This is a genomic window from Paraburkholderia agricolaris (genome assembly GCF_009455635.1).
In the GTDB taxonomy this organism is placed as follows: domain Bacteria; phylum Pseudomonadota; class Gammaproteobacteria; order Burkholderiales; family Burkholderiaceae; genus Paraburkholderia; species Paraburkholderia agricolaris.
On record NZ_QPER01000002.1, the window covers coordinates 3,679,436 to 3,693,945 of the forward strand.

The window sequence follows — 14,510 nt, forward strand, 5'->3', positions numbered from 1 at the left end:
GAATTTAGGCGTTAACGCCTAAGGGATAACCCGTATTATAGGGAAAACCCTAGGAACGCGCCAATACTCATTTCGAAGTGTTGCTCAAACCTCACCGCGCGTCGGCCGAAGCTTCTGTGGCGGTGCTTTCAGCGATACGGCCAGTCCCTGTGCGACGCTGATGCCTGAAGAATTCCCACACCATGGCGCTCGCGTCCGGACCTTTGGCGGAATGGAACGGTACGGCATCGTCGCCACCGCTCCATGCGTGCGCGAGCCCTTGCACACGGCACAGCCGTACCACACGCCGACCGCCGCGCAAATAGTCGCGCATCACCACGCCCCCTTTGCGCTCTTCCTTGACTTCGCCGGCTTTGCGCGCGCCTTTCTCGTCGACGATCCGGTTCAGACGAAGAAACTGCACCGCCAGTTGCTCCGCATTGACTGGTGCGACTACATGGTCGGTGTCGCCGTGGAGAATGATGGCCGGCATGCCGGGATACTCAGCGACATTGACGAGTTCGTCGACCAGTTCGGCCGGCTCACGGCGCGCGCCGCGCCGCATCACGTCCATCGCCGAAATACCCGAGCGCGCCTCCCCGAAAGCGGGGCCGGAATGCAGCGCGACCGCAGCGAAATGCTCCGGATAATTGACGGCCAGAAGCGCTGCCAGGCCGGCGCCCGCGGAGATCCCGGCAACATACACGCGCTCGCTATCGAAGCCATGCTGGGCAACCAGCGAATCCACCAGCGAGACGACCGCACGCGCCTCGGCACCGCCGGCGCTATCGCCGGCGTCGTACCAATGCCAGCAGCGATGCGCATGCACGTGCTTCGACTGTTCCGGATAAACCACGGCAAAGCCGAAGCGGTCCGCCAGCACGTTCATCCGCGTGCCTTCCGCGAATTCGTCGATCGACTGGGTGCAGCCGTGCAGCATCACGACCAGCGGCATGGACTCGTGCGCATGGCCGGACGGGATATACAAACCGTACTGAAGATGGTTGACGAGCCGCCCAGGCGCGGCGGGCGCCGAATGAAACGAGCGCGTCCACGCGCCGCTCGCCCATGCCGAAGCACGCGGGCGAACCCGCGACTCCCGCGGGGCGGTGCGCGGCGCTTCGCGTTTCGCGGATGCACGCAGCGCAGCCACCGGCTTGGCAGGACGAACCTTAGCGGATGGCTTGCTGGTGGCGGCGCGGGTTGGCCGTGCGGTAGCGCGCTTGGTCGTTGCGTGGGCGTGCTCGGTTTGAATAGCGAGCAGCCGCTTGAGACCGCGCAGCCAGATTTTCGATAGACTTTTTGCCATCGGCGGGTAACCTCGCAAAAAGGGACAGGTGCCGTTCGATAGAACGACGCTTTGTTGTGCAATGCACAATAACACCAATCCTCATGCGATGCTGGCGGTCAGAACCGCTGTCGAGCACCGATTTTTCCGCCCGGCGAACCTTGCTGCAACAACATCGTCAAACCTGTGCAGGGCTTGTTCGCCAGCTAACGTCCCGTGACAAAAAGCCTGACGCGTAGCAAGTCTGCTCCGAAGCACCCGTCTATACTGGCAGGTAAATAATTTCGGAACACGCCTTCGCGGCGTCGGCGATTCATGCCGTTCGCGCGTTAAATCCATTACCAACCCGATTCTACGCGGCCTTGGTCGCTCTCTTTGCCATGCCCGATTTACCTGTCCACCTGTGGTACTCGATCACCAGTCTCGGCGGCGCCGGCATGACGCTGCCGCTCGCGTTCGCCATCGCGCTTTGGCTGGCAATCGGCTACACGTGGCGCATGGCTGCCGGCTGGTTGCTGCTGCTTGGCGCGGCCATCGGCGTTGTGACCGTGACCAAGCTGGCCTTTCTCGGTTGGGGTGTCGGCATACGCGAACTGGATTTCACCGGCGTCAGCGGTCATGCCATGCTGTCTACCGCCGTCTATCCGGTCGCGCTATTCCTGATGCTGCTGCCGGCGCGGCCGGCCATTCGTCTGCTTGGCGTCGTGTTCGGCCTGGCCGCCGGCATCGCGGTCGGCTTGTCGCGCGTCGTGCTGAGCGCCCACTCGCCGTCTGAAGCGGTCACCGGCTGCCTGGTCGGCGCGCTGGCGGCGCTGGTCTTTGTGCGCATGGCGTGGAATCTCGAGCCGGGCCGGTTGTCGGCGTGGCCCGTCACCGCGAGCCTGATGGTCCTCGCGGTACTGATGCACGGCGTGCACGTGCCGACACAGCGCTGGGTCACGCACATCGCGCTGAAGGTGTCCGGTCACGACCGGCCGTTCATCCGCGCCAAATGGCGGGCCGTGCGCGACGTACGCCCGGCCACGGCGCCGCTGTCGCAAACGCTCAACACGCTTACGCCGCCGCACTCGCCCGACGTCTGAAGCACACTCAGCCGGGCGCTCGTCCGGCAACTGAAGTCCACGCGCGACGATCCGCTCGGCCACTTCATGCGCACAATTGAATAATCATCATGGGTACCGTTATAACCTTACATATATTACGATAGCGTTTTAACCCATCGCTCCGGCCTGCGCCGGACATCCAAACATTCATGACACTGTCCCGCCGCCTTGTGAAACAAGCGCTGTTCATCGCCAGCGCCGTCTCCGTTGCCGTCAGCGCCAACGCACGTGCAGACGAACTGGTGGTCTCGGCCGCCGCGAGCCTGACCAACGCGTTCAAAGCAGTGAGCGAGGTTTTCGAACAGCAGCATCCCGGCACCAAGGTCCTGCTGAACTTCGGCGCGTCCGACGTCCTGATGCAGCAAATCGTCAAGGGCGCACCCGCCGACGTGTTCGCCTCCGCCGACCAGAAAGCGATGGATAAAGCCGCCGCAGAAAAAGTGATCGTTCCGGCCACGCGCAAGGACTTCGCTGCCAATTCGCTGGTCCTGATCGTGCCGACCGATAGCCATTTCGCGCCGGCCTCCCTGAACGAGCTGACGTCGGCAAATGTGAAGCGTGTGGCTTATGGCGATCCGGCTTCGGTGCCGGTTGGCCGTTATACGCAAGGCGCGCTACAGGCCGCGGGCGTGTGGGACGCAGTCAGCGCGAAGGCCGTGCTGGCATCGAACGTACGCCAGAGCCTGGATTATGTGTCGCGTGGTGAAGTCGACGCCGGCTTCGTGTTCAGTACCGACGCCGCGGTCATGCCGGACAAAGTCAAGGTCGCGCTGAACGTGCCGACGCAAACGCCGATCACCTATCCGATCGCGCAAGTCGAAGGCAGCCGTCATGCAGCCGACGCGCAGGCCTTCATGAACTTCGTGCTCTCGCCGGCCGGCCAGGCCGTGCTCGCAAAGTACGGCTTCAAACCCGCGCACTAACTCAGGTACCGCACTCATGCAACAGGCCTGGATTCCGCTCCTGCTGTCCCTGAAAGTGGCGGGCTGGGCCACCGCGCTCAATCTGGTGTTCGGCGTCGCGGCCGGTTTCGGTTTGTCGCGCTGGCGCTCGGGTGCGCGCGACGTGATCGACTCGTTGCTCATGCTGCCGCTCGTGATGCCGCCCACCGTGCTCGGCTACTACCTGCTCGTGGTGCTCGGCCGGCGCGGCGTGATCGGCGCTTGGCTCGACCGTTTCGATATCCAGTTGGTGTTCACCTGGCAGGGTGCGGTCATCGCATCGACAGTGGTGGCGTTTCCGCTCGTGCTGAAGTCGGCCCGGGCCGCCTTCGAAGCGGTCGATCCGCAACTCGAACGGGCCGCGCGCACACTCGGCGTCAGCGAGACCGCGCTCTTTTTTCGCGTGACGCTGCCGCTCGCCGCGCGCGGCATTCTCGCCGGCGGATTGCTGGCGTTTGCGCGCGCGCTCGGCGAATTCGGCGCGACGCTGATGATCGCGGGCAACTTGCCAGGGCGCACGCAGACACTTTCGGTGGCGGTCTATTCAGCCGTGCAGGCCGGCGACGACAGCACCGCCAATTTCCTCGTGCTCGTGACTTCGGTGACGTGTGTCGTGATCCTGTTGCTCGCGGGCCGTCTGGTGCCGCAGCACACGCTTTTGACGTCCCGCTGATATGCCGCTCGCTGTCGACATCCGCAAGACCTTCCAGAGCGCCGAGCGCCGTTTCACGCTCGATGTCGCATTCAGGACAACCACACAGCGTGTCGTGCTGTTCGGGCCGTCCGGGGCGGGAAAGAGCCTGACGCTACAGGCTATCGCCGGCTTGCTGCGTCCCGACGAAGGGTCGATCACACTGCATGGCAACGCGCTATTTGACAGCGCGCGCGGCGTCGATCAAAAACCGCAGGCGCGCAAGATTGCGTATCTGTTTCAGGACTACGCGCTATTCCCGCATCTGAACGTGCGCCAAAACATCGGCTTCGGCCTGCAGCAGGGTTGGCTCAATCCGCGTGCGCGACTCTCGCATCCGCAAGTCGACTACTGGCTCGATGCGCTCGAATTGAAAAGCGTGGCGGGCAATCATCCGGCGCAGCTTTCGGGTGGGCAGAAGCAGCGCGTGGCGCTGGCGCGGGCACTGGTCGCGCAGCCTCAGTTGCTGCTGCTGGACGAGCCGTTTTCCGCGCTCGATAGCGCTCTGCGTCAGCGCATGCGCAGCGAGTTGTCGGATCTGCAAACGCGGCTCGATATCCCGATGGTGTTGATCACACACGATCCCGACGATGTCGCCGCCTTCGGCGATCAGGTCGTGCAGGTCAGCGACGGTTGCGTGCGCGAGAATCAGACGTTCGCGGGCTACGTACGCAGTGAGTCTTGAGCACAGGGCGCGCCTTTCCTGCGCCCTTGGCTCACTCAGTCTTTCACGCCCAGAATCACACTCGACGCCTTGAATGCCGCAACCGCGATCCCGCCTTCCACAAGCCTGAGCGTATCGACGCTTTCGTTCGTGACGACCGCGGTAATCACCGTGCCGCCGTTCAGCACCAACGACACCTCCGCGTTGATCGCCCCGCGCTTCACGCTCTGCACGGTGCCGCGCAACTGATTGCGCGCGGACAGTTGCAGCGGCGCGCCGTTGTCGTTCTCCACCAGCAGCACGACCCACGATGCCTTGATCAACGCGAACGCCGCCGCGCCCTTCACGAGACCCAGCGTCTCGGTACTTTCGTGCGTGAGCACGGCAACAATTGTGTGCCCGCCTGGCAGCGCCAGCGACACTTCGTCGTTGACCGTTCCGCGCGTAATCGCCGACACCGTTCCATAGAGCTGATTACGCGCGCTCGTTTTCACGCCGATGCGGCCGATCAGATCCCACTCGGTCGCAAAGCCTTCAATGGCCGCGCCCGCTCTTTCGAGAAAACGCCGATGCTCGCGCTCGACCGCGCGAAACGTGTCGATCAGCTTCACCGCGCGCGGCGTGAGCGTCGTACCGCCGCCGCCCTTCCCGCCGGTGGAGCGCACGACGAGTGGCTCGCCAGCGAGGTTGTTCATCGTGTCGATGGCATCCCACGCGCCTTTGTAGCTCATGCCGATGGCTTTCGCCGCACTGGTGATCGAACCGGTCTCGCCGATCGCCGCAAGCAGCGCGATTCGCGACGCGCCGCCGAGCGTTTGCGCGCCGGCCTGAAACCAGATGGAGCCACCAAGTTCAAGGGATTCGTGAGGCGGATCGATGCGGTCGGATGTCATGGCGGCGGGTTCGTTGTGCGAGGAAAGGATAGCGAACCATTATAGCGACGCAGTACCCTCCGGCGGCGGCGCATCAGGTGCGCGACGCCGCCTGTCGCGCCCGACGCTCACTCAAACCGCGTATTGCGCAATCCCATTTCCGAACGACCAGTTTTCCTTCAGCACTTCGACGAGATTGATGAACACATCCTCTCGTCGCAGCCCCGGCGACTCCGCCAGTTCATCCGCCATGCGTTTGTACAGCGCCTTCTTTTGTTCGAGCGTGCGCGTGTTGTTCAACGTAATCTGAATGATCACAAGATCGTCGCTGCGTTCGACGTTCAGATACTGCTTGTCGTACACAAAATTGCTGTCTTCGTGCTCGGTGATCAGCATGAAGATGTCGTCTTTCGGCACATTGAAGGTGTCGACCAGCGAACGCTGAATGCTGTCCGTCAGCGCCTTCCGGTATTGCGCCGGCTTGCCGGCGCGCAATGCGATTCGTGTGAGCGGCATGGTGAAACTCCTTGCTTGCTGTGATGGGGTAAACACAGCTTAGGCGCGCTCATTCATAATAAACAGACATCATTAGCTATTTCATCTATATTCAAATGAAATGAAAGTCCTCGATCTCGATGCGGTGCGTGCCTTCGTGCTGGTTGCCGATCTGCATAGCTTCACGCGAGCCGCCGACGCGCTCGACACCACGCAATCGGCCGTCAGCCTGAAGCTCAAGCGGCTGGAGGCCCACCTCGGCAAGCAGTTGCTCGCGCGCACGCCGCGCGTGGTGCGTCTCTCCACAGACGGCAACGCGTTCCTTGGCGCGGCTCGCGATCTGCTGAGCGCGCATGAGCGGGCGCTCGGTTCCTTGTCGGTGGAGCGCCGGCGGCTCACGCTGGGGCTGAGCGAGCATGTCGCGGGACCGAATTTGCCGCAGTTGCTGGCGCGGCTCAACGCGCACGATCCGGGTCTGGTGGTCGAGCTGCACCTGGGTACATCGGCGGCGCTGCTCGCGCAATTCGATGAGCGCCGCCTCGACGCGGTGATCGTTCGCTATGGCGCCGATGAGCCTCCGCGTGACGATGCGCAGGTGCTGTTCAGCGAGCCGCTGGGCTGGCTTGCTACGCCTGAATGGCTGCCGCGAGTCGGCGAGCCGTTGGCGTTAGCGCTGCTGAGCCCGCCGTGTAACGTGCGCGAAGTCGCGCTGCACACGCTGAACAAGGCGGGGCTGGTATGGCAGGAAGTGTTCGTCGGCGGCGGTGTGGCGGCGGTCGGCGCCGCGCTCTCAGCCGGTCTCGCCGTGTCGCCACTGGCGCGCAGAGTCGCGCCGCGAGGCCTGGTCGATGTGGGTATCCGGCTGGGTTTGCCTCAGTTGCCGGAATCGCGCGTGACGCTGCATTCGCGGGTGCGGGACCAGCGGTCGATGGAGACGTTGCGGTTGGTGACGAATGGCCTGGCCAGCGGTTGAGGCATTCGGACGCGTCTTCATAAAAACCCAAGCGGCTACGGTATATAATCGTTGCCATGCTCATCATTGCCCGGATCGACGGGCTGATCGTAGTTATCTACCCTCACGATCACGCTCCGCCTCATGTTCATGTTCTCGGTCCGGATGGTGAGATTATCTTTATCTTGAATTGTCCCAACGGCCCGGTTTCCATCCGCGAGGCCCGAGGGTATTCAGAACGCGAAGCGCGCCGGCTGGCAAAACACATTACCGAAATGGTGCCGTTCCTGTGCTCCGCATGGAAAGGAATCCACTCATGAATCGCAGCGAAGAATGGCGGCTTGCGCGGGAGCGCGGCGCTGAAACCGCCAGGCGTCCCGCCGCGCGCAGCGCATCTTATAAACCGCGCACGAAACGGCTCGAAATCACGCTGACCAACGACATTTCGCTGTTAGTGCCCGTCGCCTATATTGAGGGGCTGCACAATGCGTCGGCAGTAGATTTGCGCTTGATCGAAATTTTCGGTCTCGGCTCGGCGCTCGTTTTCCCGGCGCTTGATGTGGTCGTGTCGGTGCATGGTCTGATCGACGGTGTGTTCGGCTCGAAAGCATGGATGCGCGATATTGGCCGCAGCGGCGGCAGCGTGAAATCCGAGGCGAAATCGGCGGCTGCGCGCGAGAACGGCAAGAAAGGCGGCCGTCCGCGAAAGGCTGCATGAGGGTTATCACCGCTTATCACCCCAAAGGCACTTAGTGGACCTCGACCCCCGACAAACCACCGCCGTGCGCGCGGTCATCGAAACCGGCAGCTTCGAGCAAGCCGCCGCGCGTCTGAACATCACGTCGTCGGCGGTATCGCAGCGTGTGCGGGCGCTCGAAACGCGGCTGGGCAGTCCGCTGATCGTGCGCACCCGCCCGTGCCGCGCGACGCAGATGGGCCAGCGTCTATTGCAGTATTTGCGGCGCGCCGCCCTGCTCGAAGACGACTTTGCCAGCGATCTGGCGGGCGCCAATGAAGCGCTGCTGAACGTCGCCGCGGCCGTCAACGCGGATACGCTCTCCACGTGGTTTTTCCCCGCGCTCGCCGAGATCCTTCTGCGCGAAAACGTCCTGCTGGATCTGACCGTCGACGATCAGGATCACACCTACGCGCTGCTCGCCTCAGGTCTCGCGATCGGCTGCATTACGACCGAACCGGCGCCAATGCGCGGTTGTTTCGCGGAACGGCTCGGGGCGATGCGCTACCGGCTGGTGGCGTCGCCTGCGTTCGTCGAGCGCTGGTTTCCGAATGGCTTGACGCGTGAAAGCGCGCGGCGCGCGCCGGTCATCCTGTCCTCACGCAAGGACGCGTTGCAGGCGCGCTTTCTCGAGACACGCTTCGGTCTGCCGCCGGAGGCTTATCCGTGCCATTACGTGCCCGCACCGGTGCCACGCTACATGGCAATCCAGCGTGGCCTGGCGTACGGCATGGTGCCCGAACTGGAATTCGGCGACGCGGTGGAGCGCGGCGAACTGGTCGACCTTGCGCCGAAGCAACCCACCGACGTCGAGTTGTACTGGCATGCGTGGAAGGTCCAGTCGCCACGGCTCGAAACACTCTCGGCGCGCATCGTCGAGCTCGGCCGCGCCGCGCTGGGGCCGCCGGGGGCAAAGACCAAACGCAAACGCGCCGCCTGAACCGGCGATTAGTTAGTGAAGGATCGGTGGCAACGAACCGCTGCTGGCGGTCGCAGGATTAGTGTTTGAGCCTGCGGGGCTTGCCGTGACGTTCGCGGCAACGGGGCTCGGCGCTCCGTTTGCGGCCTTGGCCGGCGCGCTCATTGGGGCGGAGGCACCGGTTTTCGCCGTCACCTTGACCGCGTGAGGACGTGCTGTATGGCCTTGAATCAGGTTGGCGCGCATGACCCTGCCTTGGCCCGATTTCCCCGCTTTCCCCTGAGCGATTTTTGCGTGCGGCTTTTTACCCTGCGCCATCACGGCTGTTTTCGACTTAGGCTTGCCCGCGCCCTTGAGCGCGCCGCCGTGGCCAACATTCTTGCCGGCGACCTTTTTTACGTCGCCATGCATGCTGCTCTTCGACGCTGACGCAGCCCGTTGCGCGCCATGCTGAGCGCTCGCCGCGTGCGTCAAACCCGTCTTTGCGCCAGCGGCCGGCTTGACCTTGGTGGCACCTGTCGCTTTCTTTGCGTGCTTCGCCGCGTGCCCGGCCGCCTCGGGCGGGTTCCACACTTCCGCATAACCAGCGGCCATTGCCGCACCTGACACACACCACACTGCAACTGCCGTTGCTACTGCACGAACCCACATCTCCTGCTTCTCCTGATCTTCGGCTTCATAACGAGCCGGGATTATATTCTCTTGCAAAAATCCATTTTTAGACTAAAATCAATATTAAGTACAGATAAGGACTCATTCAGTCATGGCTCACGTTGCCCGCGCCACTCAACCCGAACCGCCGATCCCTCGGCCGGTTTCGGAACCCACGCTTACCGAAATGTCGGCGGCAGGCTTGCGCGCGTTCTTCAACATCGCGCGAGACTGGGACTTGAACGCCGAAGAGCAGATCGTATTGCTAGGCTCGCCGGGCCGCTCCACCTATTTCAAATGGAAATCCGCCCCGCAAACGGCACGTCTGGGGCGCGATACGCTGGAACGCCTGTCGCTGCTGCTAGGCATCTATAAGTCGCTACAAATCCTGCTGCCGCAAGCTGGCGTTGCCGATACCTGGATCAAACGCCCCAACAGTGCTCCACCGTTCGGCGGCCGCCGCGCGCTCGATCGCATGCTGGCCGGCAACATCAGCGATCTCGTGGCCGTACGCCAGTATCTCGACGCAATGCGAGGCGGCTGGGCGTGACAAAATCGCTTTGGCAGGACCGCTGGCGCAGCGCGCCGCTCGACTGGTCGCCCGCGTATCGCGTGATTCCCACGCGCTTTCCGGCCGTCAATCTGTTCGACCGGGTCGCATCGCCCGAAGACTTTGACGCGCTCTATGCGCTCGAAGCAATGACCAACGACCGCTTGCGCACCGAAGTCGGCGAACTCGATCTCGTGCCCCGCGAAGAGCGCCGTTTCGGCCCGGGATACGGCCCGATCATGGCCGCGTTGACGCACCTGAATCCACTCGGCAGCCGCTTCTCGGACGGCACGTATGGCGTGTTCTACTGTGCCCGCTCACGGGCCACGGCAATCGCCGAGACGCGCTATCACACAGGCAAGTTTCTGGAGGCAACCGCGGAGCCGCCCATGCGCCAGCAGATGCGCCTCTATACCGTGGTGGCGCAAGGCAACGTGGTCGATATCCGCGGCGACGCGTCGCTCGATCTGGCGGTGCTGTCGCCCGACGATTACGTCGCCGGGCAATCGCTAGGCCGCGTCGTACGCGAGGCCGGTGCGCCGGGCATTGTGTATCCGTCGGTGCGGGATGACGACGGCGAATGCCTCGCCGCGTTCAGAACCACGCTGCTGCGCGACTGCCATCACGCGGCGTATCTGGAATACAACTGGAACGGCACCACCATCGATATCGTGTTCGAACTCAATCAGGTGGGTTGAGCGCAACCATCAGGGCAAAGCCAATGCCGCCGCCCCGCTCTCCCGTGCTGCATCGACCGAGATCGACCAGCGCCGTAACGCCAGCGGCTCCACAATCGTCAGTTTGCCGCCGGGCCCGAAGGCGCCTGTGTCGATAAACACCTGCGAGCCGATCTGCTGAATGTCGCGTACAGGCGTATGGCCGCAATAGGTCAGCGAAAGGCCACGCTGGCGCTGCGGATCGCCATTGCCCACGGCCAGATCGCGCCCCCACAGCAATTGCTGGCGCGTTTCGTCGGAATAATTCCCGGCGTCGAGTTCAGCGTCCGTGCCGAAGAATTCGGCATGCAGAATATTGAAGCGCTCCTTACCGCTGCCCACCACACGCACGAGTGGCAGCGTCCGCAGACGTTCGGCATATTGCTGCAAGCGTTCGTCGGGCACATTCGCGGCCCACGTCCCGCCGATTCCATACCACCACTGGCGCCGCATTCGCCCATCGACGACCGCGCACAAGGTGTCTTCGTGATTGCCGAGCACTGCGTAAAACCACGGCTTGTCGAGCAGGGCCAGCGCCTGCTCGGAATGTTCGCCACGGTCCACCAGGTCGCCGACCGAAAACAGCCGGTCACGCGCCGGGTCGAACGCGATGTCACGCAGCAGATAGCGCAATGCATCGACGCAGCCATGCAAATCGCCGACGACAAAGTCGCGGCCGCTCGGATTGGCCGGATGATGCTGGACAGGGTTGACGAGTACGGAAGCCATGCGTTCATGATAGATCGGCATGCGCAAATGCGTATGCGCGCTCCCTATCTTTTCCTGACGTGCCAAAGCACCGGAATCACGTAGAAACGACGCAAAAATGGCGCGTCTCCGGCATAACTTACCGGGAAACGCGCCATTGACGCGGTCGTTATTGCTGAGTGCGCAACCTGGTCACCTGATCCACCGTCACTGTGGACTGCGGATTGCCGAACTGTTTGGTCACGTAATTGGTGATAGCCGCCACCTGATCGTCGGTGAGCTCGGTGCCGAACGCGGGCATCAGCACATCGGCCTGTTTCGTCGTACGAGTTACACCGTGCAGAATCACCATCGCCAGATTGTTGGCATCGCTCGCGCCGACCGCCGAGTTGTGAATCAACGAGGGGTACGCCCCCGGCGCGCTTGCGCCGACGCCCTGACCCGTCCAGTTATGGCACGTCGCGCAATTGGCGATGAATAGCTGCGCGCCGTTCACCGCATTGATCGTGGTGCCGCGCAACGCGGTGACGTCGTCAGCGGCGGGATTGCCCCACTGGTCGCGCGGACGGGATTCCCCGCCGTTGATCGGCGGCAGCGAACGCAGATACTTGACGATCGAGCCGACGTCCTCTTGCGTCAGGTACTGCGTGCTGTCGGTCACCACTTCGGCCATCGGGCCGGCCGCATTGGCGCGACCCGGCGCCGCCCCGGTCGACAGATACGCGGCCAGTTCATCATCGCTCCAGTTGCCCACGCCGCTGTTCTTGTCCGGTGTGATGTTGTACGCATGCCAGCCGGCCTGGACCGCGCCGGAGAAACGCGAACTCGTCTTCAAACCCTGCATGAAATTGCGCGGCGTATGGCACTCCTCGCAATGCGCGAGCCCCTGGACCAGATACGCGCCGCGATTCCACTCGGGGCTTTGCTTCGGATCGGGAACAAAGCGGCCTTCATCGAAATTGAACAGATTCCAGAACACCATCAGCCAGCGCTGGTTGAAGGGGAATTTCAGGGTATTGCTCGGCGGCGCGTAGTGGATCGGCGTCAGCGTCTTCAGATATGCGCGAATCGCCATCACGTCCTGATCGGTGACCTTGGTGTACTCCACGTACGGAAACGCCGGATACAGCCGCTCGCCGCTCTTGCCAATACCTTCGTGCATCGCGCGCAGAAAATCGGCGTCGCTCCATTGGCCGATACCGGTGTCCGGATCCGGCGTGATATTCGGTGTCACGATCGTGCCGACCGGCGTGTTGATCGGCAGGCCACCCGCGAACGGGCGTGATTTATCCGCCGTGTGGCAGGCGACGCAATCGCCGACGCGCGCAAGGTACTCACCGCGCTTCACGAGATCGCTGCCGGCCACCGCCGCTGGCGTACCCGCAGCATTGGACGGTTGCGAGGCATCGTCCGCGTGAGCCTGCGTGATCGGCAGTTCATCGTTATGCCGCTCGCCAGGCCCATGCGCTTCGTGCCACGCAACGTAAAGCGCGAATAGCGCAAAAATGGCCGCCAGCGTCGCCAACCGAAAACGGCGACGACGCGTGCTCTGAACAGGCAGATCGGCCGGCTGCACGCGAGAGGTGTTCTTCATCATTTTGGCTCTCCGTTCAGGCTCAGATTTCACGCTTGAGCTTGTCCGCCAGTTTCAGCGACAAGGCCGCGATCGTCAGCGTGCAATTCACGGAGGCCGCAGTCGGCATCACGCCGCTGCTGGCAATGAACAGATTCGAGTGATCGTGCGTGCGGCAATCCACGTCGACGACTGAATCCCCAGGATCGCTGCCCATGATGGTGGTACCCATGATGTGATTGTTCGGCGCGAACGTATCGTCGAACGAGACCTCGGCGCCGCCGAACAGCGTGGCGATCTGCGCGTAAAGCTCATGCGTGTTCGCCGCGCTCTTCTTCACGTAGTCGTTAATCGAGTAGTAGATCTCGGGTTGCGGAATGCCCAGCGCATCCTTGTGATCCGCCGAAGGCACCACGCGGTTCTGCGGCTCCGCGAGATGTTCGTGAAAGCTGTTGATGTTCAGCGTGCGAGCCGCGCGATCGCGAATCTGGCGGTCGAGCTCGGCGCCCGTCACACCCTTTTTCAGCAGATCGGCGGTCACACCCATGGTCGGCACACCATTCGACAGGTGCAGCTTCTTCGCCGCGTAATCGGAGCGGAACGCACCGTCGCGGAAGTTGACGATCGAGGTCATTTCCATCGGCCCGCGCCCTGGCCACAGCGGTTCGTTGGCGAGGAAGGTGACGCCCGTGCCCGGATGATCCATCAGGTTACGGCCCACCTGGTCGGAGCTGTTGCCGATACCGTGCGGGAATTTGTCGGAGGTCGACATCAGCATCAGCTTCGGCGTTTCGATGCCATTTGCGGCGAGCACGAACAGCTTGCCGGTCACACGTGTGCTGTTGCCATTCGGGTCCTTGTAGTGGACAGCCGTAATGAGCCCTTTGTTGTCCGCTTCGACGCGGTACACAACTGCCTCGGCAATCAGCTTCGCGCCTGCCTGTTCAGCCTTCTCGGCATGTACCACACCGTTGTACATCGCCGCGATCGGACAGATCGGCATGCAGTTGTTGTTGCCGCAGCAAGTGGGCCGCGCATCGTAGGGACGGCTATTGCGCGCGACCGGCTCGGGCACCACCTTGAAGCCCTGCGCGTTGAGCACGTCGCTAAAGTGCTGATCCATGTACGACAGCGGCAGTTGCCTCATCGGATAGGGTTGCGAGCGCGGTGAACCGAGATCGATCGTGCTGTCCGGGCCGGAGACACCCAGTTGCACTTCGGCCGCCAGATACCACGGCTCCAGGGTTTCATACGGATAAGGCCAGTCACGTCCCACGCCATACAGCGTGTGCAATCTGAAGTCCGACGGCAACAGCCTCCAGGCAGCGGCCGCCCAGTGCCACGTCGTGCCCCCGACCAGCCGCACATACTGTGAGTTGTACGGATAGTCGCCCTTCTGGATCAGGTAATTGTTGGCAGGCGAGTACTCGGGATGCGGCGCGTACGGTGTGGAGGGATAGGGGGTTGCGAAGTCGGACTTGGCCGGCGAGTTGCGGAAGTTCTCGACGATCTGCCAGCGCGGAATTCGCGGCCCGGCTTCGAGCAGAATCACCGATGCACCGGCCAACGCCATCTGATGTGCAACCAGCCCACCTGCCACGCCCGACCCGACTACGACGATGTCGGCGGAATTTGAGTTTGCCATTGTTGCCCTCTTATCCTGGCTTATCGT

The 14,510-nt window shown here is 62.8% G+C and carries 17 protein-coding genes; 10 read left to right on the forward strand and 7 right to left on the reverse strand.

Features of this window, described 5'->3' with window-relative positions; all coding sequences use genetic code 11:
* Nucleotides 1-91 precede the first annotated feature (91 nt).
* Entirely contained in the window at nucleotides 92-1,288 is a 1,197-nt protein-coding gene (locus tag GH665_RS37690; protein ID WP_153142069.1) for an extracellular catalytic domain type 1 short-chain-length polyhydroxyalkanoate depolymerase, read from the reverse strand.
* Between the two features lie 359 nt (nucleotides 1,289-1,647).
* On the opposite strand from GH665_RS37690, the gene GH665_RS37695 reads away from it, so the two are divergent.
* From GH665_RS37695 to GH665_RS37710, 4 genes are all read left to right on the forward strand, one after another.
* Complete coding sequence (locus GH665_RS37695) at nucleotides 1,648-2,349, forward strand: phosphatase PAP2 family protein (RefSeq protein ID WP_153142070.1); 702 nt, start codon at nucleotides 1,648-1,650, stop codon at nucleotides 2,347-2,349.
* Nucleotides 2,350-2,519: 170 nt separating this feature from the next.
* Entirely contained in the window at nucleotides 2,520-3,293 is a 774-nt protein-coding gene (gene modA, locus GH665_RS37700; RefSeq protein WP_153142071.1) for a molybdate ABC transporter substrate-binding protein, read from the forward strand.
* A gap of 16 nt (nucleotides 3,294-3,309) precedes the next feature.
* The gene (gene modB, locus GH665_RS37705) at nucleotides 3,310-3,984 is read left to right on the forward strand and encodes a molybdate ABC transporter permease subunit (RefSeq protein WP_153142072.1); all 675 of its coding nucleotides are present in this window, start codon (nucleotides 3,310-3,312) and stop codon (nucleotides 3,982-3,984) included.
* Between the two features lies 1 nt (nucleotide 3,985).
* Nucleotides 3,986-4,687 carry a sulfate/molybdate ABC transporter ATP-binding protein gene (locus tag GH665_RS37710; RefSeq protein ID WP_153142073.1) on the forward strand — a complete coding sequence of 234 codons (702 nt, stop codon included), beginning with the start codon at nucleotides 3,986-3,988 and terminating at the stop codon, nucleotides 4,685-4,687.
* A 35-nt stretch (nucleotides 4,688-4,722) separates the two neighbouring features.
* Here the strand turns inward: GH665_RS37710 and GH665_RS37715 are convergent, their stop codons facing one another.
* Nucleotides 4,723-5,559 (reverse strand): TOBE domain-containing protein, encoded by an 837-nt coding sequence (locus GH665_RS37715; RefSeq protein WP_153142074.1) that lies wholly within the window; start codon nucleotides 5,557-5,559, stop codon nucleotides 4,723-4,725.
* 111 nt (nucleotides 5,560-5,670) lie between these two features.
* Nucleotides 5,671-6,054: a tautomerase family protein gene (locus tag GH665_RS37720; protein ID WP_153142075.1), complete on the reverse strand. Its 384-nt coding sequence runs from the start codon at nucleotides 6,052-6,054 to the stop codon at nucleotides 5,671-5,673.
* 100 nt (nucleotides 6,055-6,154) lie between these two features.
* Here GH665_RS37720 and GH665_RS37725 point away from each other — a divergent pair, with 100 nt between their 5' ends.
* The 4 genes from GH665_RS37725 to GH665_RS37740 are packed head-to-tail and all read left to right on the forward strand — an operon-like array spanning nucleotide 6,155 to nucleotide 8,661.
* Nucleotides 6,155-7,006, forward strand: coding sequence for a LysR substrate-binding domain-containing protein (locus GH665_RS37725; protein ID WP_153142076.1), 852 nt, complete (start codon nucleotides 6,155-6,157; stop codon nucleotides 7,004-7,006).
* A gap of 56 nt (nucleotides 7,007-7,062) precedes the next feature.
* Complete coding sequence (locus tag GH665_RS39760) at nucleotides 7,063-7,305, forward strand: DUF4160 domain-containing protein (RefSeq protein ID WP_153142077.1); 243 nt, start codon at nucleotides 7,063-7,065, stop codon at nucleotides 7,303-7,305.
* Nucleotides 7,302-7,703, forward strand: a complete 402-nt coding sequence (locus tag GH665_RS37735) for a DUF2442 domain-containing protein (protein ID WP_167531065.1) — start codon at nucleotides 7,302-7,304, stop codon at nucleotides 7,701-7,703. Before GH665_RS39760 ends, GH665_RS37735 begins: the two co-directional genes overlap by 4 nt.
* A gap of 34 nt (nucleotides 7,704-7,737) precedes the next feature.
* The gene (locus GH665_RS37740) at nucleotides 7,738-8,661 is read left to right on the forward strand and encodes an HTH-type transcriptional regulator ArgP (protein ID WP_028196148.1); all 924 of its coding nucleotides are present in this window, start codon (nucleotides 7,738-7,740) and stop codon (nucleotides 8,659-8,661) included.
* Between the two features lie 12 nt (nucleotides 8,662-8,673).
* On the opposite strand, the gene GH665_RS37745 is transcribed toward GH665_RS37740, so the two are convergent.
* Nucleotides 8,674-9,291 carry a hypothetical protein gene (locus GH665_RS37745; protein WP_153142079.1) on the reverse strand — a complete coding sequence of 206 codons (618 nt, stop codon included), beginning with the start codon at nucleotides 9,289-9,291 and terminating at the stop codon, nucleotides 8,674-8,676.
* Between the two features lie 112 nt (nucleotides 9,292-9,403).
* Between GH665_RS37745 and GH665_RS37750 the strand changes: the two genes are divergently transcribed.
* Both GH665_RS37750 and GH665_RS37755 read left to right on the forward strand, forming a co-directional pair.
* A complete protein-coding gene (locus tag GH665_RS37750; protein ID WP_153142080.1) occupies nucleotides 9,404-9,841 on the forward strand; it encodes an MbcA/ParS/Xre antitoxin family protein in 438 nt (145 codons plus the stop codon).
* A complete protein-coding gene (locus GH665_RS37755; protein ID WP_153142081.1) occupies nucleotides 9,838-10,539 on the forward strand; it encodes an RES family NAD+ phosphorylase in 702 nt (233 codons plus the stop codon). The genes GH665_RS37750 and GH665_RS37755 overlap by 4 nt, the downstream gene beginning before the upstream one ends.
* Before the next feature lie 9 nt (nucleotides 10,540-10,548).
* On the opposite strand, the gene GH665_RS37760 is transcribed toward GH665_RS37755, so the two are convergent.
* From GH665_RS37760 to GH665_RS37770, 3 genes are all read right to left on the reverse strand, one after another.
* Nucleotides 10,549-11,286 carry a metallophosphoesterase gene (locus GH665_RS37760; protein ID WP_343038789.1) on the reverse strand — a complete coding sequence of 246 codons (738 nt, stop codon included), beginning with the start codon at nucleotides 11,284-11,286 and terminating at the stop codon, nucleotides 10,549-10,551.
* Between the two features lie 148 nt (nucleotides 11,287-11,434).
* Nucleotides 11,435-12,862, reverse strand: a complete 1,428-nt coding sequence (locus GH665_RS37765) for a cytochrome c (RefSeq protein ID WP_153142083.1) — start codon at nucleotides 12,860-12,862, stop codon at nucleotides 11,435-11,437.
* 19 nt (nucleotides 12,863-12,881) lie between these two features.
* Complete coding sequence (locus GH665_RS37770; protein WP_153142084.1) at nucleotides 12,882-14,483, reverse strand: GMC family oxidoreductase; 1,602 nt, start codon at nucleotides 14,481-14,483, stop codon at nucleotides 12,882-12,884.
* Nucleotides 14,484-14,510 lie beyond the last annotated feature (27 nt).

What these genes read in the sequence shown, in the direction of transcription:
- modA (WP_153142071.1), top strand. Translation starts at nt 2,520, where the DNA reads ATGACACTGTCCCGCCGCCTTGTGAAACAAGCGCTGTTCATCGCCAGC.
- GH665_RS39760 (WP_153142077.1), top strand. Translation starts at nt 7,063, where the DNA reads ATGCTCATCATTGCCCGGATCGACGGGCTGATCGTAGTTATCTACCCT.
- GH665_RS37770 (WP_153142084.1), bottom strand. Translation starts at nt 14,483, where the DNA reads ATGGCAAACTCAAATTCCGCCGACATCGTCGTAGTCGGGTCGGGCGTG.
- GH665_RS37710 (WP_153142073.1), top strand. Translation starts at nt 3,986, where the DNA reads ATGCCGCTCGCTGTCGACATCCGCAAGACCTTCCAGAGCGCCGAGCGC.
- modB (WP_153142072.1), top strand. Translation starts at nt 3,310, where the DNA reads ATGCAACAGGCCTGGATTCCGCTCCTGCTGTCCCTGAAAGTGGCGGGC.
- GH665_RS37725 (WP_153142076.1), top strand. Translation starts at nt 6,155, where the DNA reads ATGAAAGTCCTCGATCTCGATGCGGTGCGTGCCTTCGTGCTGGTTGCC.
- GH665_RS37760 (WP_343038789.1), bottom strand. Translation starts at nt 11,286, where the DNA reads ATGGCTTCCGTACTCGTCAACCCTGTCCAGCATCATCCGGCCAATCCG.
- GH665_RS37695 (WP_153142070.1), top strand. Translation starts at nt 1,648, where the DNA reads ATGCCCGATTTACCTGTCCACCTGTGGTACTCGATCACCAGTCTCGGC.
- GH665_RS37690 (WP_153142069.1), bottom strand. Translation starts at nt 1,288, where the DNA reads ATGGCAAAAAGTCTATCGAAAATCTGGCTGCGCGGTCTCAAGCGGCTG.
- GH665_RS37745 (WP_153142079.1), bottom strand. Translation starts at nt 9,291, where the DNA reads ATGTGGGTTCGTGCAGTAGCAACGGCAGTTGCAGTGTGGTGTGTGTCA.
- GH665_RS37735 (WP_167531065.1), top strand. Translation starts at nt 7,302, where the DNA reads ATGAATCGCAGCGAAGAATGGCGGCTTGCGCGGGAGCGCGGCGCTGAA.
- GH665_RS37750 (WP_153142080.1), top strand. Translation starts at nt 9,404, where the DNA reads ATGGCTCACGTTGCCCGCGCCACTCAACCCGAACCGCCGATCCCTCGG.
- GH665_RS37765 (WP_153142083.1), bottom strand. Translation starts at nt 12,862, where the DNA reads ATGATGAAGAACACCTCTCGCGTGCAGCCGGCCGATCTGCCTGTTCAG.
- GH665_RS37720 (WP_153142075.1), bottom strand. Translation starts at nt 6,054, where the DNA reads ATGCCGCTCACACGAATCGCATTGCGCGCCGGCAAGCCGGCGCAATAC.
- GH665_RS37715 (WP_153142074.1), bottom strand. Translation starts at nt 5,559, where the DNA reads ATGACATCCGACCGCATCGATCCGCCTCACGAATCCCTTGAACTTGGT.